Genomic DNA, 24,712 nt, shown 5'->3' with positions numbered 1-24,712 from the left:
GCTCAGGGCACGCCGAGCAGGTCCAGCAACTCCTCCAGCCCGTTGAGCATCCATTGGCGCAGGCTGCCCCGCCCCCCCAGGCCCCACTGCAGTACCAGGCCGTGCCAGTGCGCTTCCAGCAGGCGGGCGGCACGGTCGGCATCGGCGATCCCCAGGGCCTGCAGGCGTTCAGCCAGCACGCGCCGCAGTTCCAGCACATGCGTGCGGGCCAGCGCGCCGCGGCGGCCCTGTGCCTGCCGCAGGTCTTCCATCAGCAACGCCACGTGCCCGGCCAGGCGCGGCCGCGACTGCATGCCGCGCGTCATTGCCACCAGCCAGTCCACCAGTGCCGCCCGCGTTACGGGCCCGGCACCGGCAGGCGACGCCGCAAGGTGGGTGGTGGAGCGCGCCAGCGCCTGCTCCAGCAGGGCCGCGCGGCTGCCGAAGCGCTGCACCAGCGTGGATGCCGACAACCCGACCCGTGCCCCCAGCGCTGCCAGGGTCAACCCCTGCGGGCCCTCGCCCACCAGCAGTTCCAGGGCCGCGTCGAGCACAGCGGTATCGGCGATTGATCGTGTCCGTGGCATCGGCCTATCATAAACGAACATTCGTTTATATAAAGGATCTGCATGGCGGTTTCGCAGGGGCGCGTACGTGCCTACCTGGGGTGTTCGCTGGATGGCTTCATCGCTGGCCCGGACAACGCGCTGGACTGGCTGGGTGCCGATTACGCACGCGCCGGTGATATCGCCGCCGCCCACGATTACCTTTCCTTCGACACGTTCATGGGCTCGGTCGGCTGCCTGCTGATGGGGCGCACCACCTACGATGTCGTGGCCGGCATGGAGGCGTGGCCTTATGGGCCGTGTCCGGTGCTGGTGGCCACCCATCGCCCGATCGACGCTGCGCCACCCACGGTCATGCCACGGGCCGGCGCCCTGCCCGCACTGGTGGCCCAGGCGCGGCAGCTCGCGCAGGGGCGCGATGTCTACCTCGACGGGGGCACGCTGGTGCGCCAGGGCCTCCAGGCCGGCATCGTCGACGAACTCGTGCTGACCTGGTTGCCGTTGCTGCTCGGCGCGGGCACGCGCCTGTTCGACGGGCTGGAGCAGCCCCATCACCTGCAGTTCGGTGCCGCCGCTGCATCGGGCACCGGCCTGCTGCAGGTCCACATCCGGCCGCTGCGCCCCTCCCCTCCAGGGGCAGCGGCGCGCTAGGGCTGTCCCGGCGCCTGGCCGTCGTCGGCCAGGGCCCGCTGCACGTTGGCCTCGATGCGCGCCAGCCAGTGCCGCAGCTGCGCGCATTCGTCAGCACTGAAGCCGTCCAGCGCGCGTGCACTGGCTGCTGCCATGATGCCGCGCGATGGCGGCAGCTTCTTCCGCCCAACCGGGCTGAGCACCACCTGGCGGCTGCGTGCATCGGCCGGATCCGGGGTGCGCACGATCAACCCGTCACGCTCCATCCGCGCCAACAGCTGGGCCATGCTCGACTGTTCCACCTGTGAACGCCGCACCAGTTCGGCCTGGGTGAGTGCCCCGCCATCCTTCAGCGCGGCCAGCACCGGCACCTGGCTGTAGGCAACACCCACCGCACGCAGCGGTGCGTCCACCAGCTTCGCAAAGCCGCGGAACACCTGCGCGACACTGCGCAGTACCTGGGCATCCTCGCCGAGTCCCTGTTCATTTGACATTTGCATAGGTGCCTCTATATTTTTCAATAGGCTCCTATATTACTCCAGACACCATGACGACCGTTCCCTCCATCGCCATCGTCGGTGCAGGCCCGGGCGGGCTGATGCTCGCCCGGCTGCTGCACCTGCAGGGACTGTCCTGCACCGTCTTTGAACGTGACCGGCACCGCGACGAGCGGCCGCAGGGAGGTACCCTGGACCTGCATGCCGGTTCCGGGCAGCACGCCCTCACGCGCGCAGGACTGCGCGAACCGTTTCTGGCCGTGGCACGCCATGAAGACCAGGGCATGCGCCTGATCGACCACCACGGCACGGTGCTGATGGACATGCCGGCCGATGGCACCGGCGACCGCCCGGAAGTGGACCGCACTGCGCTGCGTGACCTGCTGCTGGATGCATTGCCCACCACCACGGTGCGCTGGGGCCAGTCCGTCCAGGCACTGGCGCAGCAGCATGACGGCCGGTGGCAGCTGCAGACCGGCGCCGGCAACAGCGGTCCCTTCGACCTGGTCGTGGGGGCCGACGGCGCGTGGTCACGCATCCGGCCGCTGCTGTCGCCCTACCTGCCGCAGTACAGCGGCCTGACCTTCATCGAGTTCGGCATCGACGACGTGGATCGGGCCCATCCGGCACTGGCCACGCTGGTCGGGCACGGCAAGGCCCACGTGGAGGGCCTGGGCATGGCGTTGATCATCCAGCGCAACGGCAATGCGCACCTGCGCGGCTACGCGGTGTTCCGCGTGCCGGAAGACTGGGCACCTGCGCGCTTCGACACGGCACGCCCGCAGCAGATGCGCCAGGCGCTGCGCGAGACCTTCAGCGGCTACGCCGATGCCGTGCGTGCCCTGTTCGATGCCAGCAACGACCACTTTGCCATCCGTCCCATCCATGCGCTGCCGGTGGGGCACTGCTGGAACCCCCGCAGCGGGCTGACCCTGCTCGGCGATGCCGCCCACGTCATGTCCCCCTTCGGCGGTGAAGGCGCGAACAACGCACTGCTCGATGCGGCCGAGCTTGCCCATTGCCTGCAGGCAGCACCACGCTGGCAGGATGCGGTCATGGATTACGAACGCCGGATGTTCGTGCGTACCACGGCATCAGCGGCCCTGGCCAGCGAAGGTGCGGCAACGTTCCTGTCCCATGATGGCGTGGCCCAGAGCCTGCGCGACCACCTGGCCCATCATGCGCCGGCCCACAGCGCGTGAGGATCATCCGTCCAGCCGCGCGTGCACGAACCGGGTGATTTCCGCAGCCAGTTCATCGTCCTCCGGCGTGGCACCAAAGCCGCCGTGCGGCATCGCTTCGAATACATGCAGCTCGGCCGCCACACCGGCCATGCGCAGGCGCCGGTGCAGGCGTACCGCATTGGACAGGAACAGGTCGCGCGTGCCGCTCTGCAGGAAGGTGGGCGGGAAACCGCTGTCGAACCGGCCGAACAGCGGCGACAGGCCGGGATCGGACAACGCAGCGCCGGCGGCATACAGGCGGTGGTTGGCCATCAGCGACCCGGGCAGCATCACATCCACCCCGTGGTTCACCGCGAAGCTGTCGCCGCTTTCGGTCAGGTCCACCTGTGGTGACAGCAGCACCAGCCCCGCCGGCATCGGCAGGCCTTCGTCACGGGCACGCAGCAGCATCGCCGTGGCCAGGTTGCCGCCGGCCGAGCGGCCCACGAGGGCGATCCGCGCGGGCGGATACTCGGCAAGCAGGGCCCGGTAGACGTGAAGGCAGTCATCCAGCGCGGCAGGGTACGGGTGCTCCGGGGGCAAGCGGTAGTCGACGCCCAGGCAACGCAGGCCCAGCCGGTCTGCCTGCTGGCGTGCCGCGATGCGGCAGGCTTCCCCGCCCCCCATCACCAGGCCGCCCCCATGCAGGTCCATCACCACGGCGTCATCCCGCCACGCCACCGGTGGCGTGGCCACGTGCACCGTGGCCGTGCCGATCTGCTGTGTCTGGCACTGCGATTGCAGACGGGTTGCCACGGGCGCCAGCGCAGCGGCATACCACGCGGCCGATGCAGCCTTTACCTGCTGCCAAGCAGCCACGTCCTCCACTGCCGGCATCACATGACGTGCATTGAGCGGCACGCCATCGACGCCCACGCGCTGCCGCAACGCGGCCTGTGCGGCAGGGCTGATGCTGCATGGGACCGGCACCACGCGCGGCCCCAGATACACGCCATCCACCGGTGGTGATGCGCTCATGCCGGCACCACCGCTGCCGGCCACTGGCGCAGCAGCGCATCGAGCACCTGCAGGCTGCGCTCCCAGCTTGCATCCGATGCGGGCGCGCGGTGGGAAAACGCATCGGCCCCTTCCAGCAGGGCGAACCCCAGCAGGAAACTGCCCAGCAGGCGCACGGCATGCACCTGTTCGGCCTCGCCGATGGCATAGCCACGCAGCAGCGCGAACATCGCCCGGCTCAGGCGCGGGCCGGCACTGGCCGCTGCCAGCTGGCTAGACAGCGGATGGCGGGCCGCCGCGAACCGCCCCGGGTACGCCCGCGCGTACGCCCGGTGCACATCGGCCAACGCGTGCAGTGCATCGCGGCCCGCACGCCCGGCCAGCGCCTCGTCCACTCGGTCGGCCAGTTCCTGCAGGGCCAGCAACGCCACGCGGCCCTTCAACTCGTCCAGGTTGGCCACGTGCGAATACAGGCTGGGCAGGCGCACGCCGAGGCGGCGCGCCACCGCCGCCGCCGTGAGGGCTTCAAAACCAAGCGCGTCGGCCGTTTCGGCCGCGGCCAGGGCAAGGGTATCGGGGGTCAGGCCAGCACGCGCCACAAAACTACTCACAGACTGAATTTACCTAATCTTATTAGTTTTCAGTCTTTCCATACAACCGTCTCAGGCCGGGCACTTCACCTGCCGGATCTGCTGGATCAGCTGGCGCACGGCGGGCGCGCGTTCATGGCGCCGGAACAGCGCGGCGACTTCCGATGGAATGACCGCACCGGCAATGTCCCGATAGACCACGTTGGGCAGGTGCACCACCTGCACCAGCACGCTGGGCACCACGGCGATGCCCGCCCCCAGCGCAACCTGTGCCAGCACCGCCTGCAGGCTGCCGGGCACCGAAACGATGTGCGGATCGAAGCGGCCACGCCGTGCGACTTCACGCAGGCCCAGCCCCTGTTCCGGCGCCACGAAGGCCTCGCCGGCCAGCACCCGCGAGGCCAATGCCTGGCCACTGCCGGCCAACGGATGGTCGGCCGCCAGCGCCAGGCAGAAACGATCGCGCGCCACCACATGGCTGGCCACTGACGAAGGCAGCACCACCGGGGTCCGCACGAACGCCACGTCCAGCTGCCCCTCCTCCAGCTGCTGCACCAACTGCGCGGTGGGCAGTTCGCAGGTGCCCAGCTGCACCTGTGGCCAGCGCCGCCGGAAATGCAGCACCTGCGCCTGCAGCGCGCCGGAGAACACCGCCGAACCGACATAGCCGATGTCCACCCGGCCCAGTTGGCCGCGCCCGGCACGGCGCCCGGTCTCCAGTGCACGCTCCACCTGCGCCAGCGCCGCGCGTGCTTCCACCAGGAACGCCTCGCCGGCAGCGGTCAACGCCACGCTGCGCCGGGTGCGCTGGAACAGCCGGGCCTGCAGCAACCGTTCCAGCGCCTGGATCTGCGCGGTCAACGTGGGCGGGGACACGCCCAGCTGCTCGGCCGAATGGGCGAAGTGCAGCTGTTCCGCAACGGTGACGAACGCCCGCAGGTGCTTCAGGTCCATGGCCGCATTTCCTGTTCGGATTTTCCGAATAAAGTCGCTGGTTGCCTTTATTGAACCGAATAGTGGCGTGGATTGGAATGGCCTCCTGACCCACTGGAGCCTTCGATGGCCACCGCCATGCCCCGTACCCTGCCCCTGCTGCTCGTGGCCTCCACCGGCTGTGCGATGACCGTGCTCGACACCAACGTGGTGGGCGTGGTGCTGCCCACCATTGCCCGGGACCTGCACGCCTCCTTCGCCGATGTGGAATGGGTCATCAGCAGCTACGTGCTGTGCTTTGCCGCGCTGCTGCTGCCGGCCGGCGCGATTGCCGACCGCTACGGCCGGCGCCGCGTGTTCCTGGCCGGCATCACCTTCTTCGCGCTGGCATCGCTGGCCTGCGGCCTGGCCCCCAGCGCCGGTGCGCTGTACCTGGCACGCGCCGCACAGGGCGTGGGCGCCGCGTTCCTGCTGGCACCGGCGCTGGCCATCATCGGCCACGGCTTCCACGACCCGGCGGCCCGTGGCCGTGCGTGGGCCATCTGGGGCGGCATCATGGGCCTGACCATGGTGCTGTCGCCCCTGCTGGGCGGGCTGATCAACCAGTGGCTGGGCTGGCGCTGGGCCTTCCATGTGAACCTGCCACTGTGCGCGCTGCTGGCCGCCGCGGTGCCGATGTTCATTGAAGAATCGCGCGATCCGGCATCGCGCCCGCTGGACCTGCCGGGCATCGGCCTGTTCGCGCTGGCGATGTTCCACCTGACCTGGGCATTGATCGACGGCCCCGGCCTGGGTTGGGCAAGCCCCGCCGTGCTGCGGCGGCTGGGCATCGGCGTGGCGCTGTCCATCGCGTTCGTGGTGGTCGAGCGCCGGCGCGCGCACCCGATGCTCGACCTGCGGCTGTTCGCCGACCTGCCCTTCAGTGGTTCGGTGCTGGCCATGTTCGCCTACGCCGCCACGGCACAGGTGATGGCCTCGCTGCTGCCGCAGTTCCTGCAGAACGGCCGTGGCGAAACCGCGCTGCGCGCCGGGCTGGGCATGCTGCCGTTCGCGCTGGCCATGCTGGTGTTTCCCCAGGTGGCACGGCGCCTGTCAGCACGCATGGACAGCCGCGCCCTGCTGTCACTTGGCCTGGCCGTGGTGGCACTGGGCAACCTGGCGATGGTCGCAGCGGCGACACGCCCGGCACTGCCGATGCTGATGCTGGCGATGGCGCTGCTGGGCACCGGCGGCGGCCTGCTCAATGGCGAAACGCAGAAGGCGATCATGGGCACCGTGCCACCGCACCGGGCCGGCATGGCGTCTGGCATCAGCACCACCGCGCGCTTCAGCGGCATCCTGATCGGCTTCTCCGGACTGGGCGCGGTGCTGGCCGGCACCACCCGTCACGTCGTGGAACAGGCCATGCCGGCCGCGCACCTGCCCGTGGATGCGCGCCTGATCGACCATATCGTTGCAGGCGACCTGCAGCGTGCCCTGCAGGCCTACCCGGCCGATGTAGCCGCCACGGTGTCCGGCATCGCCCGCAGCGGCTACCAGCACGGCTTTGCACAGGCCTTTCTGGTGGCGGGCATCGCGGCCGCCCTGGCCGCCCTGCTGGTGTGGACCAGCATGCGCCGCACGGCACCTGACGGCCTTGCTGCAGCGTCGTGATGGCACCTGCACGATGCTGGCTGGCCGCTGCGCGAAGCCGCATGCCCACGGCCGGCATCATGCTGTTGCTGCGACGCCCGCCAGCTTCCGCCCGCCCTGCGCATCGCCCTCCTCTCTTGCCAGGCGCCCTGCATGATCCTCGATGATTCCCGTTCCCCGCTGGTCTTCCTCCGCCGCCACCTCGAACCGGAAGCGGCCAACCCTGCTGACGATGAAGTGCTGCTGGAACGCCTGCTCGATCGCGGCCACCGCTTCGTGCTGATCACCGACCACGCCACCGACGACCATGCCGGTGAGACAGCCGAAGAACGTCGCCAGCGCGCGGCCTTCTTCAAGCGCATCAAGGACCGCATGCAGCGCCTGTGCCGGGGCATGATCGTGCTGGAAGGCGATCGCCCGTTGCCGGCACCGATCCGCGCCCTGGCCAGTACCGCCAGCAAAGCCTTCGGTTTTCCGGTGGCATTCGCCCGCGATGAAACCGAAGCCATCCGCCTGGGCGAACGGCTGTTGGCCCCACCGGAGTGATCAGCGCCCGTGCAGTCGCTGGCGGTAGGCGGCGGGTGTCTGCCCGAGTGCCTGCCGGAATGCGGTGATGAAGCTGGGCGCGCTGGCATAGCCCAGGTCCAGTGCAATGGCGGTCACCGGTCGGCCGGCGGCCAGCAGTTCCAGGCTGCGCAGCAGACGGGCGCGTTGCCGCCAGGCGGTGAAGGTGAAGCCGGTTTCACTGACGAAGCGACGGCTGAGCGTGCGTGGGCTGAGCGCCGCCCACCGCGCCCAGTGCCCCAGTTCACGCCCATCGCCCGGGTCGTCGATCAGTGCCTGTGCGACCCGCAGCAGGCGCCGCTCGGCCGGCAACGGCAGGCCCAGGGACTGCGCCGGGCTGGCACGAATCTCATCCAGGATCACCTCCACCAGGTGCGCCTGTGCTTTGCGCGGCAGGGCCAGCGGCCATGTCCCAGCGCGCAGCACGGCCTCGCGCAGCAAGCCCGATACCGCCAGCAGGCAAGGGCGTGCGGGAAGATCCCGGCACGCCGCTTCGGCGATGAACGCACTCCAGCCATGGAACGGGCCGTGCGAACGGGCCCAGTGCCGGTGGTGGGGCGGCAGCCAGACCGCATGGATGGCCGGTACCACCCAGCGCTCTGTTTCGGTGCCCACCGACAGCAGGCCCCGCAGCGAACCGAACAGCTGGCCACGCGCATGCTGGTGCATGTGCTGGCCGAACGCCTGCTGCTCGCACTGCCCGGCCACCACGAACAGTGGCGGGCCATCGGCGCGGTCCACCCAGCCCGGGTCCAGGCTCAGGTCGGCCATGCCAGCAGGCCGGTGCCAGGGAAGGGGGAACGGAAGATCGGCATGGGCACAGGCTAGAGCGCCCGCCCGCACGCTGCGTATCACTTTCCGGCAATCCTGTTCCTGCGGCGCGCCAAGCACGCCCGCGCCAGCGGGAATCAGCGCGCGTAATGGCCCAGGAACATCTTTACCGCCGATTCGGCCACGCGCCGCCGCTCGGCCTGTGCCAGCGGCGGCTGGCCCAGCGTCACCTGCGGCCAGAACGCGAAGCTCTTCACCAGCCCTTCCAGCTGGAACGTCGCAAATTCCGGATCCACCGGCTGCAGCCGGCCATCGGCGATGGCCGCACGGATCCAGCCGGTCACGCCGCTTTCCTTTTCCTTCATGCGGCCAACGATTTCCTGCGCGCGGTCGGGCGAATGGATGATCTCGGCCATCGCCACCCGCGCCAGGTCGATGAAGTTCGCATCGCCCAGCAGATCCAGCTTCTGCCGCAGCAACTGCAGCAACTGCGGCTGCAGCGGCTGGTCGGTACGGTACGGCAGCTCGACACTGGCCGCACTGCTTTCCCACAGTTCTTCCAGGATCAGCGCGAACAGTTCTTCCTTGCTCGGAAAGTGGTTGTACACCGTGCGCTTGGACACACCGGCCACCGCCGCGATGCGGTCCATGCTGGTCGCCTCGTAGCCGGCCGTGCGGAACTCTTCCACCGCCGCGCGCACGATGGCTTCGCGCTTGCGGTCGGTCAGGCGTTGCGGGGGCTGGGACATGGCAGGACGGCGCAGCTGAACGGATGCCCACATTCTACACCCGGCAGTGTACTTTTCGCCAAAATGGAAACTACACTGTTCAGTGTACCCAGCGGACGTCCTCCATGAAGCGCCTGCTCCTTGTCCTCCTGCTTGGAATCCTCGCCGTGACTGCCTACACGTTCTGCCGTTCCTGGTCCCTCCCCGATTTCCCCGACTCGCCGCAGTACCGCGAAGGCAAGTTCCGCAATGGCCTGCCGCGCCCGCCGATGAGCCTGCGCGACGGCGTGCAGATCTGGTGGAACTTCCTGGTCTCCAAGCCCAAGGGCACGGTGCCGGAACGGCCGATCCCGGTGCTGCCGCTGGACCGCGCCGCGCTGGACGCCGCACCGGACCGCAGCCTGTTCCGCATCGGCCACTCCACCCTGCTGCTGAAGCTGCGCGGCCAGTACTGGCTCACCGATCCGGTGTTCTCCGAGCGCGCCTCGCCGGTGCAATGGGCCGGCCCGGCGCGCTTCCATGCCCCGCCGATCAGCATCGACGACCTGCCGCCGATCGCCGGAGTGATCCTCTCGCACAACCACTACGACCATCTCGACCACGATGCAGTGCTGAAGCTGGACGGAAAGACAGCGCGCTTCATCGCACCGCTGGGCGTGGGCGACCAGCTGATCGCCTGGGGCATCGATGCGGCCAAGGTGGAGCAGCTGGACTGGTGGCAGAGCACCGAAGCGGCCGGCCTGCGCCTGACCGCCACGCCCGCCCAGCACTTCAGCGGCCGCGGGCTGGGCGATGGCGATCGCAGCCTGTGGGCGTCGTGGGTCCTCCAGGACGATGATTTCCGCCTCTTCTTCAGCGGCGACACCGGCTACTTCGATGGTTTCAAGGCCATTGGCGAGAAGTACGGCCCCTTCGACCTGACCATGATCGAAACCGGCGCGTATGACCCGCGTTGGGCCTTCGTGCACATGCAGCCCGAGCAGACGCTGCAGGCCCACCTGGACCTGCGCGGCAAGTGGCTGCTGCCGATCCACAACGGCACCTTCGACCTGGCCCTGCACCGCTGGGAACAGCCGTTCGAGCGCATCACCGCACTGGCGGCGGAACACGGTGTGGAGGTGACCACCCCGCGCATGGGTGAGGCCCTGGACATGGCCGCCCCGGTGCACGGCACGCGCTGGTGGCAGGACGTGGTCACGCGCTGATCCGCGCAACCACGCTGGGATGCCGGCCACCGGGCCGGTAGCCCAGCGGGCCGCTCAGGGTGCGCTGCGGTCGAACTGCGCCCGCGCGTCACGGAACCCGGCGGCGTTGTCGATGACCCAGCGCCACAGCGGCACCATGCCGGCCAGCAGTCCACGGCCCAGTGCGGTCAGCTGGTAGTCCACGCGTGGTGGCACCTCGTCATGGTCGTGCCTGGCAATCAACCCATCACGCTCGAGCTGGCGCAGCGTGCGCGTGAGCATGCGCTGGGTAACGCCATCGAGCTGCCGCGCGATCTGCGCATGGCGCAGCGTGCCGTGCACGCCCAGGGCGTGCACCACCGCCAGCGACCAGCGGTTGCCGGCGTGGGTGAGGATCTCGCGCTTGAGCCCATCGTCATCCTCGCTCAGCGCATCGCAGGCCGCCTGCGATTGCTGCAGCAGTTCTTCCAGCGTGGGCGGTGCCTGCGGTATCACGCGTGTGCCTTCTTCCGGCGGTGGGCGGTGCTCACTATGCTGCGCCGCTCAACGGGAGTCCACCATGAACCAACATCCTCATCCCCCCACGCGCACGCTGGTGCTGGGCGCCGGCGAACTGGGCAGCCAGGTGCTGCGCGAACTGGCACTGCAGCGCGAACACGGCCACATCGCGACGCTGGCCGTGCTGCTGCGCCCGGCCGCCGACGATGCCACCGCCGAACGCCAGGCCACCGATACGCTGATGCAGGAACTGGGCATCGCGATCGTCGAAGCGGACCTGGCCCAGGCCGACGAACCCACGCTGGCGGCGATCTTCGCGACCTTCGACCAGGTGATCTGCTGCACCGGGTTCGTCGGTGGCAGCGGCACCCAGCGCCGCATCACCGCCGCGGTGCTGCGTGCAGGCGTGCCGCATTACATTCCCTGGCAGTTCGGCGTGGACTACGACGTGGTCGGTCGTGGCAGCGGGCAGGCCGTATGGGATGAGCAGCTGGACGTGCGCGGGATGCTGCGCGGCCAGCAGGCCGTGCGCTGGACGATCATCTCCACCGGCATGTTCACCAGCTTCGTGCCCCTGCCCGCCTTCGGCCTGGTCGATCTGCAGCACGGCATCGTGCGGGCGCTGGGCGACTGGGACCATCAGCTGACGGTGACCACCCCGCAGGACATCGGCCGGCTCACCGCACGCATTGCTGCACGCTGGCCCGCCTTCGCCAACCAGGTCGTGCACGTGGCCGGTGATACCTTCAGCTACCGCGAACTGGCCGATACCCTCGAACGCGTGCTCGGCCGACCCATGGAACGCGAACTCTGGCAGCTGGCGCAGCTGCGCGCCGATGCCCTGGCCCACCCCGACGATGGCATGCGCCAGTACCGCGTGGCCTTCGCACGCGCCGATGGGGTGGCCTGGCCGAAAGCCGGCAGCTACAACGCACGCGAGGGCATCACCACCACCGGGCTGGAAGACTGGCTGCGCGCGAACCTGCGCGGGGCGCGCCGCTAGTCACGGCGCTGGCTGGCGGCGTGCTGTTCAAACAGCGCCGCCAGCCATTGCGCGAACACCCGCACCCGCGCCGACAACTGCCGGTTCTGCGGGTACAGCACGGTCACCGGCATCGGCGGCGGTGGATGATCGGCCAGCACTTCCTGCAGGCGGCCATCGGCCAGCTCGCCGGCCACCCGGTAGCGCGGCACCTGGATCAGGCCCAGCCCGGACAGCGCCGCACCGGTGTAGAGGTCGGCGCCGGTCACGGCGATGCGAGATGGCAACTGGCGTTCCTCCACCTGCGTACCAACGCGGAAATCCAGCCCGGCCAGACGCCCGCTGCTGCCGCTGCTGCCGGCGTAATCCACGGCCCGGTGCCGTGACAGATCGTCCAGGTGCACGGGCACGCCGTGCCGGTGCAGGTAATCCGGGCTGGCCACGGTCACCTGTTCCAGTGCCGCCACCTGCCGCCCGACCAGCGATGAATCCTGCAGCGTGCCGGCGCGCAGCACGCAGTCCACGCCTTCGCGCACCAGATCGACCAGGCGGTCGTCTTCGCCCACATGCAGGGTGATGTCCGGGTACTGCGCCATGAAGCCCCCCATCGCCGGCATCACGAAGTGGCGCGCCAGCGTGCCCTGCAGGTTCACCCGCAGCAGGCCCTTGGGCGGCGCGTCGCGGAACGCGCTTTCGGTTTCCTCCAGATCGCTCAGCAGGCGCACGCAGCGGTGGTAGTACGCCTGCCCGTCATGGGTGGTGCGCACCTGCCGGGTAGTGCGTTCGAGCAGGCGCACGCCCAGCCGCTGCTCCAGCCGCTTGATCAGGTTGGTCACCGTCGCGCGCGGAATGCGCAGGTCGTCAGCGGCCAGGGTGAAGCTCTGGCGGTCGGCGATACGGACGAAGACCTGCATTTCCTGGAAACGGTCCATGGCGCGTAATTGTTAAAGCAAATGGAATAGTGATCGCAATATACCCCTAATTATCCCTGCACGCGAATGGCGCACGATTCCTTCCACCCCACCCACCCCAAGGAATACCGCCATGAATGCCTCCTCCCGCGTTGCCCTGGTCACCGGTGCCTCCCGTGGCATCGGCGCGGCCATCGCCCGCCGCCTGTCCCGCGATGGCTTTGCCGTTGCCATCAACTACGCCTCCAATGCCGCCGAAGCCGATGCGCTGGTGGCCGACCTTGCCGCCAGCGGCGGCAAGGCCGTCGCCGTGAAGGCCGATGTGTCCGACGCCGACCAGGTGCGTGCGATGTTCAGCGCCGTCGAAACGGCCCTGGGCCGCATCGATGTGCTGGTCAACAATGCCGGCATCCTCAAGACCGCGCCGCTGGCCCAGCACAGCGACGCGCTGTTCCAGCAGAACTTCGCCATCAACACCCAGGGCGTGTTCAACACGCTGCGCGAAGCCGCCGAGCGCCTCAACGAGGGTGGCCGCATCATCAACATCTCCAGCACCACGCTGGGACTGAACCTTCCCGGCTACGCGGTCTACAACGGCACCAAGGCGGCGGTGGAAGCCTTCACCCGCGTGTTCGCCAAGGAACTGCGGGGCCGCTCGATCACCGTCAATGCAGTCGCGCCGGGCCCGGTGGCCACCGAGCTGTTCCTCAACGGCAAGAGCGAGGAGCAGATCGCCACCTTCGCCAACATGCCGCCGCTGCAGCGCCTGGGCCAGCCCGATGACATTGCCGGTGCGGTGGCCTTCCTGGCCGGCCCGGACGGTGGCTGGATCAACGGCCAGATCCTGCGCGCCAACGGCGGCGTTGTCTGATCACGGAGCAACGACCATGACCACCGCCCCCGTTTCCCGCCGTGCCTACACCCTGGTCACCGTGACCGCTGCGCTCACCGCGGCCTTCGCCGCCGCCGGCGCGCTGCATGCCGGCTGGCCGGTCTGGACGATGTTCATCGGCTGGATCGCCTTCTTCACCCGCGGCCTGACCACCCGTTCCAGCGTGGAGAACCTGGCCTGCGTCTGGCTGGGGCTGGCCCTGGGGGCGCTGGCCGCGCTGGCCATCGCCACCCTGGCACCGGTACTGGGTGTGCCGCTGGCGGTACCGCTGGTGGTGCTGGTCGTGGCCCTGGCCGTGGTGTCGCTGCGCGGGCTGCCGGTACTGAACAACCTGCTGGGCTATTTCCTCGGCCTGGTGGCGTGGTTCGCCGCCCACCTGGAACCGTCGTTGGCGCACCTGGCGGAACTGGCCGGTGCCAGCGCACTGGGCTCGCTGGCCGGCTGGGTGTCCCACCACGTGCCGCGCCGGCTGATCGCCCGCCACTGATCCCTCCTCCCGCCCCCACCTCGGCCTGCCCGCCATGCACTTCCGCAACCGCCCCCTGGCCTCCATCGCCCTGCTGGCCTGCGCCTGCGTCATCGGCCTGACCTGCCTTTCCCGCTCAAGCGCACAGCCCGCCGCCATGAAACCGTCGATCACCTACCTGCACCTGCTGCGCCACACCCCGTTCTTCACCGCACTGAGCACGCCACAACTGCGCTGGGTCATCGACCACTCGCACGAATGGGAAGCCACCGCCGGCACCACCATCACCAGCAGCGCGCACCGTGCCGGCGATGACGGCTACTGGATCCTGCTCGATGGCGGCTGGGAACTGCGTTACCACGACCAGGTGGTGCGCAGCGGCCACGCCGACCCGGGCAAGTGGTTCAACCGCGACCAGCTCAGCGGCGAGGACTTCGCGCTGGTCGCCAACACGCACAGCTATGTGATGCACATCAGCAGCGCGGACATGGACACGATGCTGGCCCAGGGCTTCGCCTTCCAGGCCCACCTGGCCGCCGGTACCGCGTTGTACGACCACCTGCACGCCACTTCGCCGTAACGCCCTCGCTGTCCCCCCGCGCTGCACGCCTGCAGCCTCGCCACCGCTGCATTCCCCCTTCTGGAGACACCTCATGTCACACACCATCCTCATCACCGGTGCGTCGTCCGGCTTTGGCCTGATGAGCGCCAAGGCCCTGGCCCTGGCCGGCCACACCGTCTATGCCTCGATGCGCGACGTCGCCGGCCGCAATACGGCCCGCGTCGCCGAGATCGCGCAGTGGGCCGCCGAGCACAAGGCCGACCTGCGTACCGTCGAACTGGACGTGCAGTCCGACGACTCCAGCCGCGCCGCCATCGCCCAGGTGCTGGCCGAAGCGGGTGCACTGGATGTCATCGTCCACAATGCCGGCCACATGGTGTTCGGCCCGGCCGAAGCCTTCACCCCCGAACAGCTGATGCAACAGTACGACGTCAACGTGCTGGGCACCCAGCGGGTGAACCGCGCGGCGCTGCCGCACCTGCGCCAGCAGGGCAAGGGCCTGCTGCTGTGGGTCGGTTCCTCGTCCACCCGTGGTGGCACCCCGCCCTTCCTGGCGCCCTATTTCGCCGCCAAGGCCGCGATGGATGCGCTGGCGGTGTCCTACTCCACCGAGCTGGCGCGCTGGGGCATCGAGACCACCATCATGGTGCCCGGTGCGTTCACCCAGGGCACCAACCACTTCGCCCATTCGGGCACGCCGGAAGACAGCCACATCGTGGCCGCCTACGAGAACGGCCCGTACAAGGGCGTTGCCGAGCAGGCGCTGAAGGGCCTGGCCAGCCTGGAACCGGCCGATGCCGATCCGGAAGAAGTGGCGCGGCAGATCGTGCGCGTGGTGGGACTGCCGCACGGCAAGCGCCCGTTCCGCGTGCATGTCGATCCCTCGCAGGATGGCGCCGAAGTGGTCAACGGCGTGGCCGACCGCATGCGCAGCGAGATCTACAAGGCGATCGGCCTGGCCGACCTGCTGGCGCCGCGCAGCTGAGCCGGGCGCGATGAGCAAGCGGCAGGGGCGCCTCCGGGCGCCCTTGCCTGTTCAGGCGGGAATGATATTGCAGCGCCACATGTAAACGATTACATCCCCTGCTAGCGTGGCCCCCGGCCCAGTCCGGGCCGATCCTGGCGGAGCGTGGCAATGGCAGTGCGTGGCAATCGCGGTACTCCCATGCGATCGGCGGGCCTGGCCCGCATCGCCTCGCTGCCGCTGCTGCTGGCCGCGGCCACCTGCATGGCGCAGTCGCTGCCGGCGCGCAGCCAGTGGCAGGCAAGCAGTTCATCGCAGCAGGTCGCGGCCATGGCGATCGGCCATCTGATCGACGGTGACCCGGCCACCGTCACCGGCGGCGCCTTCAGCCCCGGCCACTGGTTCCAGGTGGACCTCGGTTCGCCAGCCACGCTGGCCGGCGCACGCCTGACCTGGGATGTGTCCAACCCCGAGGGCTACGTGCTGCAGACCTCGCTGGACGGCCGGCAGTGGCAGCACGCCTACACCATGGCCGATTCACTCGGCGGCGTGGAAACGCTGTACTTCGCCCCGCGCACGGCGCGCTACCTGCGGCTGGCCAGCCCGCAGCGCACCTCCGACTGGGGCGTATCGATCTTCGAGCTGGAGCCGCTGGACAACGCGCTGGCCGCACGGGTGGCCGGCCTCGACGCCACCCAGGCCGCCAGCCTGTGGCAGGGCGGCACATCCGTTGCCCTGCCCGCCGGCGCCGGCAACACGCGCCTGCTGGACATCACCCTGCCCCGCGCGCAGCCCACCACCGGGCTGGTCGTGGACTGGGCCGGTGAACACGGTGCGGCGCGCCTGCAGGCCCGCGATGCACAGGGGCGCTGGATCGAACTGGCGCATGACCCGCAGGCGGGCAGCCGCACACAGAGCTGGCTGGCGGCCACGGCACCACACCAGGTGCAGGCCCTGCGCCTGCAGGTGAAAGGGCGCAGCGCGCAGGTCGCACGCATCCGCCTGCTGGGCCCCAAGGCAGTGATGACGCCGATGAAGCGCTACCAGATTGCCGCCAGCGGTGCGCAGCGTGCACTGTTCCCGGCCTCGCTGCACCTGCAGCAGACCTACTGGACCGCCGTAGGTGTGCACGCCGGCCGGCAGAAATCGATCTTCGACGAGTACGGCAACATCGAGGCCTTCAAGGGCGCGCCGCTGGTGCAACCGGTGTGGCGCAGCCGCGATGGCCACGCGGCCGGTGCCGCCGACCAGCCGGTGCAGCACGCGTTGCGTGATGGCTGGAAGCCGATGCCGGTGGCCAGCTGGTCACCCCAGCCGGGGTTGGAGCTGCGCAGCGAAGCGTTCGCCATCGACCGCGATGGCCAGCCGGTGACCTTCGTGCGCCACCGCCTGCGCAACACCGGCAGCATGCCGTTGAGCGGCACGCTCAACCTGATCGTGCGGCCCATGCAGATGAACCCGCCATGGCAGAACGGCGGGCTGTCGCCGATCCGCCGCATCGTCATCGACGGCCCGGTGGTGCAGGTCAACGGCCGCCGCCTGCTGCAGTCGCTCACGCCGGTGGATGCCAGCGGTGCCGCCGCGTTCGGGCCGGAGGGCAGCGGCGAGATCACCGCCGCCGTCGCCCGCGGTGACCTGCCCGCACAGCAGCAGGCCGACGATGCCGAGGGCCTGGCCGCCGGCGCACTGGCCTACCGCATCACCCTGGCACCGGGCGAACAGCGTGCGGTGGTGGTGGCCTTCGCCCTCGGCACTGCCCCCACCGCAGCCGATGGCAGCCTGCCCGAGGCGCCGCCGCTGCAGCTGGCCGGCCTGCCGGCCGACGCCGATGCGGCATTCGAAGCACTGGCAACACGCGCCTCGGACGATTGGCAGCAGCGGCTGGGCCAGGTGGGCCTGCGCCTGCCCGACCCGTCGCTGGTGGACATGCTGCGCGCGCAGGCCGCCTACATGCTGATCAACCAGACCGGGCCGGCGATGCAGCCCGGCCCGCGCAACTACAACCGGTCGTTCATCCGCGATGGCATGGCCACTTCGGCGGTGCTGCTGCGCATGGGCGAAGCCCGCGTCGCGCGCGACTACCTGGCTTGGTACAGCGCGCACGGCGTGCATGACAACGGCCTGGTGTCGCCCATCCTCAACGACGATGGCAGCGTCAACACCGGCTTCGGCTCGGATATCGAGTACGACAGCCAGGGTCAGTACGTGGCGCTGGTCGCCGATGTCGCCCGCCTCGATGGCGGCCCGGAAACCGTGCGCGCCTACCTGCCGAAGGTGAAGGCTGCGCTGCGCTTCCTGCAGTCGCTGCGTGAACGCACGCTGGTGCCGGGCTACATGGCCGGCCAACCGGCGCCGGAGCGCTTCGCCGGCATCCTGGCGCCGTCGATCAGCCATGAAGGCTATCCCTCGCCCACCCACAGCTACTGGGATGACTACTGGGGCCTGAAGGGTTGGCACGATGGTGCATGGCTGGCCGACGCACTGGGCGATGCCGAAACCGCACGCTGGGCGCGGCAGCAGTACCAGCTGCTGCACGCTGCGCTGTCCGCCTCGATCCGCGCGACCATGGCCTGGAAGGGCATCGATTTCATTCCCTCTTCGGCCGACCTCGGCGACGGTGATCCCACCGGTGTGTCGATCGCACTGGACCCGACCGGCGCGCAGGACGTACTGCCCGCCGAGGCCCTGCGCACCACCTTCGCACGCTACCTGGACGATGTACGCAAACGCGGGCAGCCCGGTGCGCTGTACGCCTACACGCCCTACGAAATCCGCAACGTGCTCAGCTATGTGCACCTGGGCCAACCGGCCGCCGCCGATGAACTGCTGCAGGGCCTGCTGCGTGACCGTCGCCCGCTGCAATGGCAGGTACTGGCCGAGGTGGTGCACTCGCGCCTGCGCTTCCCACGCTACCTGGGCGACATGCCGCACACCTGGATCGGTGCCGAGTATGGCCGCACGCTGTTCGGCATGCTGATGCGCGAAGACGACGATGCGCTGTCACTGCTGCCCGGCACGCCGCCGTCATGGCTGGCCGGCGACGGCCTGGCCGTGGAACGCCTGCCGACCGCCTACGGCACGCTGGCGATGCAGGCACGCCAGCACGAGGGCCTGCTCGATGTTCGCCTGGGCACGGGGCTTCGCGCCGGCACCGCCGTGCAGGTGTGGTGGCCCAGCCGTACCCGCCCGCGCGAGGTACGCGTGGACGGCAGGCGCATCGAGCACTTCGATGCCGAGGGCGTGCGCCTGGGCGCGCCCTTCAGCACACTGCAGGCACGCTGGTAGCGCGGCCCGGCGGGGTCAGAACCCCGCCAGTCCCGGCGGATTGGTCTGCGACTGCGGCACGGCTTCCTCGGACACGTTCCAGCGTGCCAGTGCCGTGGCATAGGTGCCGCTGGCGATCTGCGCGTTCAGCGCCTGGGTGATGGCATCGGCCAGGCCGCTGCCCTTGCGCGTGGTCACCGAAATCGCCGCCGAAGCCGGCCAGCCGCCCGGGAACAGGCCGACCCGGCGCACCTTGCCATCGCGTGCGGAATACGCGCCGGTGGCGTTGGGCTCGAAGGACACGTCGGCGCGGCCGGTGATCACCGCCAGCCGCCCGACCACCGCATCGTCGAAGTACTGGTACTCCACCGGCTTCAGGCCCGCGGCGATGTTCTGCCGGTCCCACTGCCGCAGGATCTGGTCCTGGTTGGTGCTGGCACCCAGCACCACCTTCAGCCCGGCCACGTCGGCAGGCTTTTCGATCTTCTGGATCGGGCCGTCGGTGCGGGTGTAGATGCCCAGCAGGTCAAACCGGTAGCTGGAAAAATCGAACTTCTTCTTGCGCTCTTCGGTCACGGTGATGTTGGATATCACCGCATCGTACTTGCCCGATTCCAGCCCCAGCGGCCAGTCGGCCCAGGCCACCGGCACCAGCACCAGCTTCAGGCCCAGCCCATCGGCGATCAGCCGTGCGATGTCCGGCTCCACGCCCACCACCTGGCGGCTGTCGGCACCGTAGTCGGCCAGTGGCAGCTGGCCCGGGTGCGTGGCCACGGTCAGCGTACCGGGGGTGACGAAGGGGAAGCCGGCCGGCAGCAGCGCCTTGGCCTTGGCATCGAACGTCCCGGCCAGTGCGGGTGCATCGGCGCCGGCCGACGGTGCCTGCGCGGTCGCGGTCGCCGTTGCCGGCGCCTGGCTGACGCGCGAGTAGACGATGCCGGCAATGCCGGCCACCAGCACGATGGCAATGGCTGCCGTGGTACCGGTGAAGCGCCATTGGGGTCGGGGGCTCATGGATGTCCTTGCAGGAATGGGAGGAGTTGGCGCTGGGCGTCCTGGGTTACAGCGTCTTGGCCAGGAAATCGGCGGTGCGTTGCTGGCGGGGACGTTCGAACAGCGCGTCCGGGCTGCCCTGCTCGATCACCCGCCCCTGGTCCATCATCACCACGTGGTCGGCCACGCGACGCGCGAATGCCAGCTCATGGGTGACGATCACCAGCGTGGTGCCCGAGCGCGACAGTTCTTCGATGACGCCCAGCACTTCGGCCACCAGTTCCGGGTCCAGTGCCGAGGTGGGTTCGTCGAACAGCAGCACCTTCGGCTGCAGGGCCAGTGCGCGGGCGATGGCGATGCGCTGCTGCTGGCCACCGGACAACTGTCGCGGGTAGGCATCGGCCTTGTCGGCCAGCCCCACCCGTTCCAGCAGCGTGCGCGCCTGCTGCTCGGCCTGCGCGCGCGGCGTACCACGCACCGCGATCGGTGCCTCGATGATGTTCTCCAGCGCGGTCAAGTGCGGGAACAGGTTGAAGTTCTGGAACACCATGCCGACATCGGCGCGGCGGCGGCGGATCTCGCTCTCGCGCAGTTCGTACAGCGTGTCGCCATCGCGCCGGTAGCCGACCAGTTGGCCACCGACCGTGACGAAGCCACCGTCGGCGTGTTCGAGGTGGTTGATCAACCGCAGCAGCGTCGATTTGCCCGCCCCGGACGGGCCGATCAGCACCGTCACGCTGCCAGCCTTCAGTTCCAGGTGCACGTCGTCCAGCACGGTCTGGTCACCGAAGGCCTTGCTGACGCCCTGCAGCGATACGGCCGCTCCGGTGCTGGCTGCCTGCGGCGATGTGATCAGCGGGCGTACCGCCGGCACACGTGCCACCGGCGGGCGCGACACCGGCCGTGACACCACCCGCGACACACTGCGCTCGCGCTGCAGCTGGCCACGGGCAAAGCGCTTTTCCACCCGCTGCTGCAGCAGCGACAGCACCGTCAGGATGACCAGGTACCAGACCGTGGCCACCATCAGCAGCGGCACCACTTCCAGGTTGCGGCGGTAGATCACCTGCACGGTGTAGAACAGTTCCGGCAGGGCCAGCACATAGACCACCGAGGTGCTCTTGGCCAGGCCGATCACATCGTTGAATGCCGCCGGCAGGATCGAGCGCATCGCCTGCGGCAGGATGATGCGGCGGATCTGCCGCCCGCGCGGCAGGCCCAGCGCGGCCGCGGCCTCGGACTGGCCATGGTCCACCGACAGGATGCCACCACGGATGACCTCGGCCGAGAACGCCGCCTGGTTCAGCGTCAGGCCCAGCACGGCAGCGGTGAACACGCCGATCAGCTGCGTGGTCGGGTACGAGAACAGGCTGATGCCGGTGAACGGTACGCCCAGTTCGATGGTGCTGTACAGATAGCCCAGGTTGTTGAGCAGCAGCAACAGCACCAGCAGCGGAATCGAGCGGAACAGCCACACATAGCCCCACGACACCGCGGCCAGCAGCGGCGAGCCCGATACCCGGGCCAGCGCCAGCAGCGTGCCCAGCGCGAAGCCCAGGCCGGTCCCCAGCGCGGTCAGCCACAGCGTGCGCGCCAGTCCTTCCAGCACCGGGCGGGCGAAGAACCAGTCGGCGAACGTGCCCCAGCCCCAGCGCGGGTTGCCCAGCACCGACTGCAGGGCGATCAGGATCAGCGCAACCGCCAGCAACGTGCCGAACAGCTGCAGCGGGTGCCGGGCCGGCACGATGCGCAGCGTCGGTGCTTTGCCGTCGGCGATGCCGGCCAGGGAGGTCGAGGTGGTGCTCATGCGTGGGCTCCGTGCAGCAGCGGGGGCGATGCAGCACTGGCCACGACAGGACGCAGGTGCTTCTCGAACGGCAGGTGCGCCACGGTCTCCGGGTCGGCCTGCAGGTCGAACAGCGCGGTGTAGCCATGGCTGAGGTACAGGCCGACCGCCTCGGGCTGGCGGAAGCCGGTGGTCAGGAACACCCGGCGATAGCCCTGGCGCACTGCCTGCGCTTCCAGTTCGGCCAGCACGCGCCGGGCAATGCCCTGCCGGCGCAGCCCCGGCAATGTCCAGATGCGCTTGAATTCGGCGGTATCCGGGTCACGGTGCGGCATGAAGGCACCGCCGGAGATCGCCTGGCCATCACGCAGCAGCAGTACGAAGGCCCCCACCGGCGCGGCGAAGGCCTGTGCCGGGTAGCGCTGCAGCTCCTCGCGCGCACTGCCGCCGATGCGTCGGCGCACATCCGCATAGCGGGTGTCGTACTCCTGTTCCAGCCCGTCGAACAGCGGCTGCGCCAAGGGATCGTGCACCGAGGTGTAGAGGAAGGTATCGACGGGACGTTGCGCGCTCATGCCGGTTGCTCCACCAGGTAATGTTCGGCCAGGCGCGCCCACAGGCTGGCGGCCGGTGCAATCGCCGCGTCGTTGAACACGTAGCGCGGGCTGTGCAGCGGTGCGCTGTCACCGTTGCCGACAAACACGAAACTGCCGGGACGCGCCTGCAGCAGGAAGGCGAAATCCTCGCTGGCCGTGCGCGGCGCGAAGCCCTCCACCACCTGCCCGGCACCGAAGCCTTCGCGGGCCACCTGGCGGATGTAGGCGGTCTGCTCGGGATGATTGATCACGCTGGGGAAGCCGCGCGGGAATTCCACCTCGGCACGCGCACCGAAGGCCGCCGCCGTCTGCGCGGCCACCTCGCCCACCCGCTGGCGCAGCGTCTGCCGCACCTCGGGCAGGAAGGCCCGCACGGTCAGCTTCAGCTCCACTTCGTCGGGGATGACATTGGCCGCCTGCCCGCCGTGAATCGAACCGACCGTGACCACGCCCATCTGCCGCGGATCGACGTTGCGGGACACCACGCTCTGCAGTGCGGTGATCACATGCGCAGCGGCCAGGATCGGGTCCACGCTGCCCTGCGGCTCGGCGCCGTGGCCGCCCTTGCCGATGATGCGTACCCGCGCCCAGTCCACCGATGCCATCGCCGGGCCATCGACGAAACCAAAGTGCCCGGTCGGCACGCCCGGCCAGTTGTGCAGGCCATAGATGGCATCGACCGGGAAGCGCTCGAACAGCCCATCGGCAATCATTTTCGAGGCCCCCGAACCGGTTTCCTCGGCCGGCTGGAACACCAGCTGCAGCGTGCCGTCGATGCGCCCGTGATGGGCCAGGTAGTGCGCGGCCGACAGCAGGATCGCGGTATGGCCATCGTGGCCGCAGGCGTGCATCAGCCCATCGCGCTGGCTGGCATAGGCCAGCCCGGATTCTTCGTGGATCGGCAGCGCATCGATGTCCGCGCGCAGCCCGAGCCGGCGGCTGCCCTGCCCGCGTTGCAGCGTGCCGACCACGCCGGTGCCACCGACCCCGGTGCTCACCTGGTAGCCCCACTGCTGCAGCAGGTCGGCCACGCGGGCACTGGTGCGGTGCTCCTCGAAGGCCAGTTCCGGGTGCTGGTGCAGGTCGTGGCGGATCGCGATGGCCTCACCGGCACGGGCGGCGATCTGTGGCAGCACGCCGGGCGTTGCAGCATCCAACGGCACACGATGCAGGAGGTTCATCGCTCGTCCCTCACCCTGCCTTGCGTGCCGGTTCGGCATCGGTGCTGTAGCGGCTTTCCTTGCGCGGCAGGCCCAGGTGATCGCGCAGCGTGTCCCCTTCCAGCGTGCTGCGGTGGTAACCCCGCGCTTCCAGGATCGGCAGCACCAGGGTCACGAAATCATCCAGCCCCTGCCGCTGCACGGCAAAGCCCAGGATGAAGCCGTCGCTGGCACCGGCATCGAACCAGCGGATCAGCTCATCGGCCACCTGCTCGGGCGTGCCGATGAAATTCGGCCGCGGGCTCACCGCCTCCAGGGCGACCTGGCGCAGGCTCAGGCCGCGCTCGCGCGCATCGGCCTTGATGCGGTCGGTGGTGGAACGGAACGAATTGCTGCCAACATCGCCCAACGCCGGGAACGGGGCGTCCGGGTCGTACTGGCTGAAATCGTGGTGGTCGAAGAAGCGCCCCAGGTAGGCCAACGCATCGTCCAGCCCGGCCAGTGCGGCAATCGCCTGGTATTTGGCTTCGGCCTCCTCGGCGGTATGGCCGACGATCGGGCCGATGCCGGGGAAGATCTTCACATCGCTGGCGCTGCGGCCGTGCGCGATAGCCGACTGCTTCACCTTCTGGGTGAACGCGCGCGTCTCTTCCAGCGAGGGCGAATGGGTGAATACCGCATCGGCGTACTTGCCGGCCAGCGCGATGCCATCATCGGACGAGCCGGCCTGGAAGATGACCGGCTGGCCCTGCGGCGAGCGCTGGATGTTCAGCGGTCCCTCCACCTGGAAGAAGCGCCCCTTGTGGTCCAGGCGGCGGAATTTCTCCGCCGCGAAGAACGTGCCGCTGTCGCGGTCACGCACGAAGGCATCGTCATCCCAGGAATCCCACAGGCCCTGCACCACGTCCAGGTACTCGTCGGCGATCTGGTAGCGCAGCGCGTGTTCCGGATGCGGCCGCCCATAGTTGCGCCCGGAGCCTTCCAGCGGCGAGGTGACCACGTTCCAGCCCGCGCGCCCGCCGCTGATCAGGTCCAGCGAGGCGAACTGGCGGGCCACGGTGAACGGATCGCTGTAGGAGGTGGACAACGTGCCGGCCAGGCCGATCTTCGTGGTGGCCGTCGCCAGCGCGGACAGCAGCGAGATCGGCTCGAAGCGGTTGAGGAAATGCGGAATCGATTTTTCGTTGATGTACAGGCCATCGGCCACGAAACCGAAGGCGATGCCGTTCACCTCGGCGGTGCGGGTGATGTCGATGTAGTACTGCAGGTTGACACTGGCGTCCGGCGCGTTGGACGGATGCTTCCACGCATGCATGTGGCTGCCGGGGCCCTGCAGCATGATGCCGAACGGAATGGGGCGCGGGGTCTTGCTCATCGGGTATCT

The 24,712-nt window shown here is 69.3% G+C and carries 25 protein-coding genes; 11 read left to right on the top strand and 14 right to left on the bottom strand.

Features of this window, described 5'->3' with window-relative positions; genetic code table 11:
- Positions 1–2 precede the first annotated feature (2 nt).
- Positions 3–566 (bottom strand): TetR/AcrR family transcriptional regulator, encoded by a 564-nt coding sequence (locus Q9R17_RS17550; RefSeq protein ID WP_308155862.1) that lies wholly within the window; start codon positions 564–566, stop codon positions 3–5.
- 42 nt (positions 567–608) lie between these two features.
- Here Q9R17_RS17550 and Q9R17_RS17545 point away from each other — a divergent pair, with 42 nt between their 5' ends.
- Positions 609–1,196, top strand: coding sequence for a dihydrofolate reductase family protein (locus Q9R17_RS17545; protein ID WP_308155861.1), 588 nt, complete (start codon positions 609–611; stop codon positions 1,194–1,196).
- Here Q9R17_RS17545 and Q9R17_RS17540 read toward each other — a convergent pair.
- A complete protein-coding gene (locus Q9R17_RS17540) occupies positions 1,193–1,675 on the bottom strand; it encodes a MarR family transcriptional regulator (RefSeq protein WP_308155860.1) in 483 nt (160 codons plus the stop codon). The genes Q9R17_RS17545 and Q9R17_RS17540 overlap by 4 nt on opposite strands.
- A 47-nt stretch (positions 1,676–1,722) precedes the next feature.
- Between Q9R17_RS17540 and Q9R17_RS17535 the strand changes: the two genes are divergently transcribed.
- A complete protein-coding gene (locus Q9R17_RS17535; RefSeq protein WP_308155859.1) occupies positions 1,723–2,874 on the top strand; it encodes an NAD(P)/FAD-dependent oxidoreductase in 1,152 nt (383 codons plus the stop codon).
- Positions 2,875–2,877: 3 nt separating this feature from the next.
- Here Q9R17_RS17535 and Q9R17_RS17530 read toward each other — a convergent pair whose 3' ends face one another.
- The 3 genes from Q9R17_RS17530 to Q9R17_RS17520 all read right to left on the bottom strand — a co-directional run bounded on the left by Q9R17_RS17530 (position 2,878) and on the right by Q9R17_RS17520 (position 5,396).
- On the bottom strand, positions 2,878–3,873 hold the full coding sequence (locus Q9R17_RS17530) for an alpha/beta hydrolase (protein WP_308155858.1): 996 nt from the start codon (positions 3,871–3,873) through the stop codon (positions 2,878–2,880).
- Positions 3,870–4,451: a TetR-like C-terminal domain-containing protein gene (locus Q9R17_RS17525; protein WP_308155857.1), complete on the bottom strand. Its 582-nt coding sequence runs from the start codon at positions 4,449–4,451 to the stop codon at positions 3,870–3,872. The genes Q9R17_RS17530 and Q9R17_RS17525 overlap by 4 nt, the downstream gene beginning before the upstream one ends.
- Positions 4,452–4,514: 63 nt before the next feature.
- Complete coding sequence (locus Q9R17_RS17520) at positions 4,515–5,396, bottom strand: LysR substrate-binding domain-containing protein (protein WP_308155856.1); 882 nt, start codon at positions 5,394–5,396, stop codon at positions 4,515–4,517.
- A 105-nt stretch (positions 5,397–5,501) separates the two neighbouring features.
- Here Q9R17_RS17520 and Q9R17_RS17515 point away from each other — a divergent pair, with 105 nt between their 5' ends.
- On the top strand, positions 5,502–7,028 hold the full coding sequence (locus Q9R17_RS17515; protein ID WP_308155855.1) for an MFS transporter: 1,527 nt from the start codon (positions 5,502–5,504) through the stop codon (positions 7,026–7,028).
- Between the two features lie 132 nt (positions 7,029–7,160).
- A complete protein-coding gene (locus tag Q9R17_RS17510; RefSeq protein WP_308155854.1) occupies positions 7,161–7,553 on the top strand; it encodes a hypothetical protein in 393 nt (130 codons plus the stop codon).
- Here the strand turns inward: Q9R17_RS17510 and Q9R17_RS17505 are convergent, their stop codons facing one another.
- Complete coding sequence (locus tag Q9R17_RS17505) at positions 7,554–8,342, bottom strand: helix-turn-helix transcriptional regulator (protein WP_308155853.1); 789 nt, start codon at positions 8,340–8,342, stop codon at positions 7,554–7,556. It lies immediately after the preceding gene.
- A 137-nt stretch (positions 8,343–8,479) separates the two neighbouring features.
- Entirely contained in the window at positions 8,480–9,091 is a 612-nt protein-coding gene (locus Q9R17_RS17500; protein ID WP_308155852.1) for a TetR/AcrR family transcriptional regulator, read from the bottom strand.
- Positions 9,092–9,195: 104 nt separating this feature from the next.
- Here Q9R17_RS17500 and Q9R17_RS17495 point away from each other — a divergent pair, with 104 nt between their 5' ends.
- Positions 9,196–10,275 carry an MBL fold metallo-hydrolase gene (locus Q9R17_RS17495; RefSeq protein WP_308155851.1) on the top strand — a complete coding sequence of 360 codons (1,080 nt, stop codon included), beginning with the start codon at positions 9,196–9,198 and terminating at the stop codon, positions 10,273–10,275.
- A 54-nt stretch (positions 10,276–10,329) separates the two neighbouring features.
- Here the strand turns inward: Q9R17_RS17495 and Q9R17_RS17490 are convergent, their stop codons facing one another.
- Complete coding sequence (locus Q9R17_RS17490) at positions 10,330–10,749, bottom strand: helix-turn-helix domain-containing protein (protein WP_308155850.1); 420 nt, start codon at positions 10,747–10,749, stop codon at positions 10,330–10,332.
- A gap of 64 nt (positions 10,750–10,813) precedes the next feature.
- Between Q9R17_RS17490 and Q9R17_RS17485 the strand changes: the two genes are divergently transcribed.
- On the top strand, positions 10,814–11,755 hold the full coding sequence (locus tag Q9R17_RS17485) for an aromatic alcohol reductase (protein WP_308155849.1): 942 nt from the start codon (positions 10,814–10,816) through the stop codon (positions 11,753–11,755).
- Here the strand turns inward: Q9R17_RS17485 and Q9R17_RS17480 are convergent.
- Entirely contained in the window at positions 11,752–12,666 is a 915-nt protein-coding gene (locus tag Q9R17_RS17480; protein ID WP_308155848.1) for a LysR family transcriptional regulator, read from the bottom strand. The genes Q9R17_RS17485 and Q9R17_RS17480 overlap by 4 nt on opposite strands.
- Before the next feature lie 112 nt (positions 12,667–12,778).
- On the opposite strand from Q9R17_RS17480, the gene Q9R17_RS17475 reads away from it, so the two are divergent.
- The 5 genes from Q9R17_RS17475 to Q9R17_RS17455 all read left to right on the top strand — a co-directional run bounded on the left by Q9R17_RS17475 (position 12,779) and on the right by Q9R17_RS17455 (position 18,814).
- The gene (locus Q9R17_RS17475) at positions 12,779–13,516 is read left to right on the top strand and encodes an SDR family oxidoreductase (protein ID WP_308155847.1); all 738 of its coding nucleotides are present in this window, start codon (positions 12,779–12,781) and stop codon (positions 13,514–13,516) included.
- Between the two features lie 16 nt (positions 13,517–13,532).
- Positions 13,533–14,024 carry a DUF1097 domain-containing protein gene (locus Q9R17_RS17470; RefSeq protein WP_308155846.1) on the top strand — a complete coding sequence of 164 codons (492 nt, stop codon included), beginning with the start codon at positions 13,533–13,535 and terminating at the stop codon, positions 14,022–14,024.
- Between the two features lie 34 nt (positions 14,025–14,058).
- A complete protein-coding gene (locus tag Q9R17_RS17465; protein ID WP_308155845.1) occupies positions 14,059–14,583 on the top strand; it encodes a hypothetical protein in 525 nt (174 codons plus the stop codon).
- A 73-nt stretch (positions 14,584–14,656) separates the two neighbouring features.
- Positions 14,657–15,550, top strand: coding sequence for an SDR family oxidoreductase (locus tag Q9R17_RS17460; protein ID WP_308155844.1), 894 nt, complete (start codon positions 14,657–14,659; stop codon positions 15,548–15,550).
- A gap of 243 nt (positions 15,551–15,793) precedes the next feature.
- Positions 15,794–18,814, top strand: coding sequence for a discoidin domain-containing protein (locus Q9R17_RS17455; RefSeq protein ID WP_308158370.1), 3,021 nt, complete (start codon positions 15,794–15,796; stop codon positions 18,812–18,814).
- A gap of 15 nt (positions 18,815–18,829) precedes the next feature.
- Here Q9R17_RS17455 and Q9R17_RS17450 read toward each other — a convergent pair whose 3' ends face one another.
- Genes Q9R17_RS17450 through Q9R17_RS17430 form a run of 5 tightly spaced genes read right to left on the bottom strand, consistent with a single transcriptional unit; the run spans position 18,830 to position 24,703 of the window.
- Positions 18,830–19,807, bottom strand: coding sequence for an ABC transporter substrate-binding protein (locus Q9R17_RS17450; protein WP_308155843.1), 978 nt, complete (start codon positions 19,805–19,807; stop codon positions 18,830–18,832).
- A 46-nt stretch (positions 19,808–19,853) separates the two neighbouring features.
- Complete coding sequence (locus tag Q9R17_RS17445; RefSeq protein ID WP_308155842.1) at positions 19,854–21,593, bottom strand: amino acid ABC transporter permease/ATP-binding protein; 1,740 nt, start codon at positions 21,591–21,593, stop codon at positions 19,854–19,856.
- On the bottom strand, positions 21,590–22,147 hold the full coding sequence (locus Q9R17_RS17440) for a GNAT family N-acetyltransferase (RefSeq protein ID WP_308155841.1): 558 nt from the start codon (positions 22,145–22,147) through the stop codon (positions 21,590–21,592). The genes Q9R17_RS17445 and Q9R17_RS17440 overlap by 4 nt, the downstream gene beginning before the upstream one ends.
- Positions 22,144–23,349, bottom strand: a complete 1,206-nt coding sequence (locus tag Q9R17_RS17435; RefSeq protein ID WP_308155840.1) for a M20 aminoacylase family protein — start codon at positions 23,347–23,349, stop codon at positions 22,144–22,146. The genes Q9R17_RS17440 and Q9R17_RS17435 overlap by 4 nt, the downstream gene beginning before the upstream one ends.
- A 10-nt stretch (positions 23,350–23,359) precedes the next feature.
- A complete protein-coding gene (locus Q9R17_RS17430) occupies positions 23,360–24,703 on the bottom strand; it encodes an LLM class flavin-dependent oxidoreductase (RefSeq protein WP_308155839.1) in 1,344 nt (447 codons plus the stop codon).
- Positions 24,704–24,712 lie beyond the last annotated feature (9 nt).

Source organism: Stenotrophomonas sp. 24(2023), from assembly GCF_030913365.1.
Taxonomy (GTDB): domain Bacteria; phylum Pseudomonadota; class Gammaproteobacteria; order Xanthomonadales; family Xanthomonadaceae; genus Stenotrophomonas.
The sequence above is the reverse complement of the archived record's forward strand: the minus strand, read 5'-3'. Positions and strand labels throughout refer to the sequence as shown.

What these genes read in the sequence shown, in the direction of transcription:
- Q9R17_RS17550 (WP_308155862.1), bottom strand. Translation starts at nt 566, where the DNA reads ATGCCACGGACACGATCAATCGCCGATACCGCTGTGCTCGACGCGGCC.
- Q9R17_RS17545 (WP_308155861.1), top strand. Translation starts at nt 609, where the DNA reads ATGGCGGTTTCGCAGGGGCGCGTACGTGCCTACCTGGGGTGTTCGCTG.
- Q9R17_RS17540 (WP_308155860.1), bottom strand. Translation starts at nt 1,675, where the DNA reads ATGCAAATGTCAAATGAACAGGGACTCGGCGAGGATGCCCAGGTACTG.
- Q9R17_RS17535 (WP_308155859.1), top strand. Translation starts at nt 1,723, where the DNA reads ATGACGACCGTTCCCTCCATCGCCATCGTCGGTGCAGGCCCGGGCGGG.
- Q9R17_RS17530 (WP_308155858.1), bottom strand. Translation starts at nt 3,873, where the DNA reads ATGAGCGCATCACCACCGGTGGATGGCGTGTATCTGGGGCCGCGCGTG.
- Q9R17_RS17520 (WP_308155856.1), bottom strand. Translation starts at nt 5,396, where the DNA reads ATGGACCTGAAGCACCTGCGGGCGTTCGTCACCGTTGCGGAACAGCTG.
- Q9R17_RS17515 (WP_308155855.1), top strand. Translation starts at nt 5,502, where the DNA reads ATGGCCACCGCCATGCCCCGTACCCTGCCCCTGCTGCTCGTGGCCTCC.
- Q9R17_RS17510 (WP_308155854.1), top strand. Translation starts at nt 7,161, where the DNA reads ATGATCCTCGATGATTCCCGTTCCCCGCTGGTCTTCCTCCGCCGCCAC.
- Q9R17_RS17505 (WP_308155853.1), bottom strand. Translation starts at nt 8,342, where the DNA reads ATGGCCGACCTGAGCCTGGACCCGGGCTGGGTGGACCGCGCCGATGGC.
- Q9R17_RS17500 (WP_308155852.1), bottom strand. Translation starts at nt 9,091, where the DNA reads ATGTCCCAGCCCCCGCAACGCCTGACCGACCGCAAGCGCGAAGCCATC.
- Q9R17_RS17495 (WP_308155851.1), top strand. Translation starts at nt 9,196, where the DNA reads ATGAAGCGCCTGCTCCTTGTCCTCCTGCTTGGAATCCTCGCCGTGACT.
- Q9R17_RS17485 (WP_308155849.1), top strand. Translation starts at nt 10,814, where the DNA reads ATGAACCAACATCCTCATCCCCCCACGCGCACGCTGGTGCTGGGCGCC.
- Q9R17_RS17480 (WP_308155848.1), bottom strand. Translation starts at nt 12,666, where the DNA reads ATGGACCGTTTCCAGGAAATGCAGGTCTTCGTCCGTATCGCCGACCGC.
- Q9R17_RS17475 (WP_308155847.1), top strand. Translation starts at nt 12,779, where the DNA reads ATGAATGCCTCCTCCCGCGTTGCCCTGGTCACCGGTGCCTCCCGTGGC.
- Q9R17_RS17470 (WP_308155846.1), top strand. Translation starts at nt 13,533, where the DNA reads ATGACCACCGCCCCCGTTTCCCGCCGTGCCTACACCCTGGTCACCGTG.
- Q9R17_RS17465 (WP_308155845.1), top strand. Translation starts at nt 14,059, where the DNA reads ATGCACTTCCGCAACCGCCCCCTGGCCTCCATCGCCCTGCTGGCCTGC.
- Q9R17_RS17460 (WP_308155844.1), top strand. Translation starts at nt 14,657, where the DNA reads ATGTCACACACCATCCTCATCACCGGTGCGTCGTCCGGCTTTGGCCTG.
- Q9R17_RS17455 (WP_308158370.1), top strand. Translation starts at nt 15,794, where the DNA reads ATGGCGCAGTCGCTGCCGGCGCGCAGCCAGTGGCAGGCAAGCAGTTCA.
- Q9R17_RS17450 (WP_308155843.1), bottom strand. Translation starts at nt 19,807, where the DNA reads ATGAGCCCCCGACCCCAATGGCGCTTCACCGGTACCACGGCAGCCATT.
- Q9R17_RS17445 (WP_308155842.1), bottom strand. Translation starts at nt 21,593, where the DNA reads ATGAGCACCACCTCGACCTCCCTGGCCGGCATCGCCGACGGCAAAGCA.
- Q9R17_RS17440 (WP_308155841.1), bottom strand. Translation starts at nt 22,147, where the DNA reads ATGAGCGCGCAACGTCCCGTCGATACCTTCCTCTACACCTCGGTGCAC.
- Q9R17_RS17435 (WP_308155840.1), bottom strand. Translation starts at nt 23,349, where the DNA reads ATGAACCTCCTGCATCGTGTGCCGTTGGATGCTGCAACGCCCGGCGTG.
- Q9R17_RS17430 (WP_308155839.1), bottom strand. Translation starts at nt 24,703, where the DNA reads ATGAGCAAGACCCCGCGCCCCATTCCGTTCGGCATCATGCTGCAGGGC.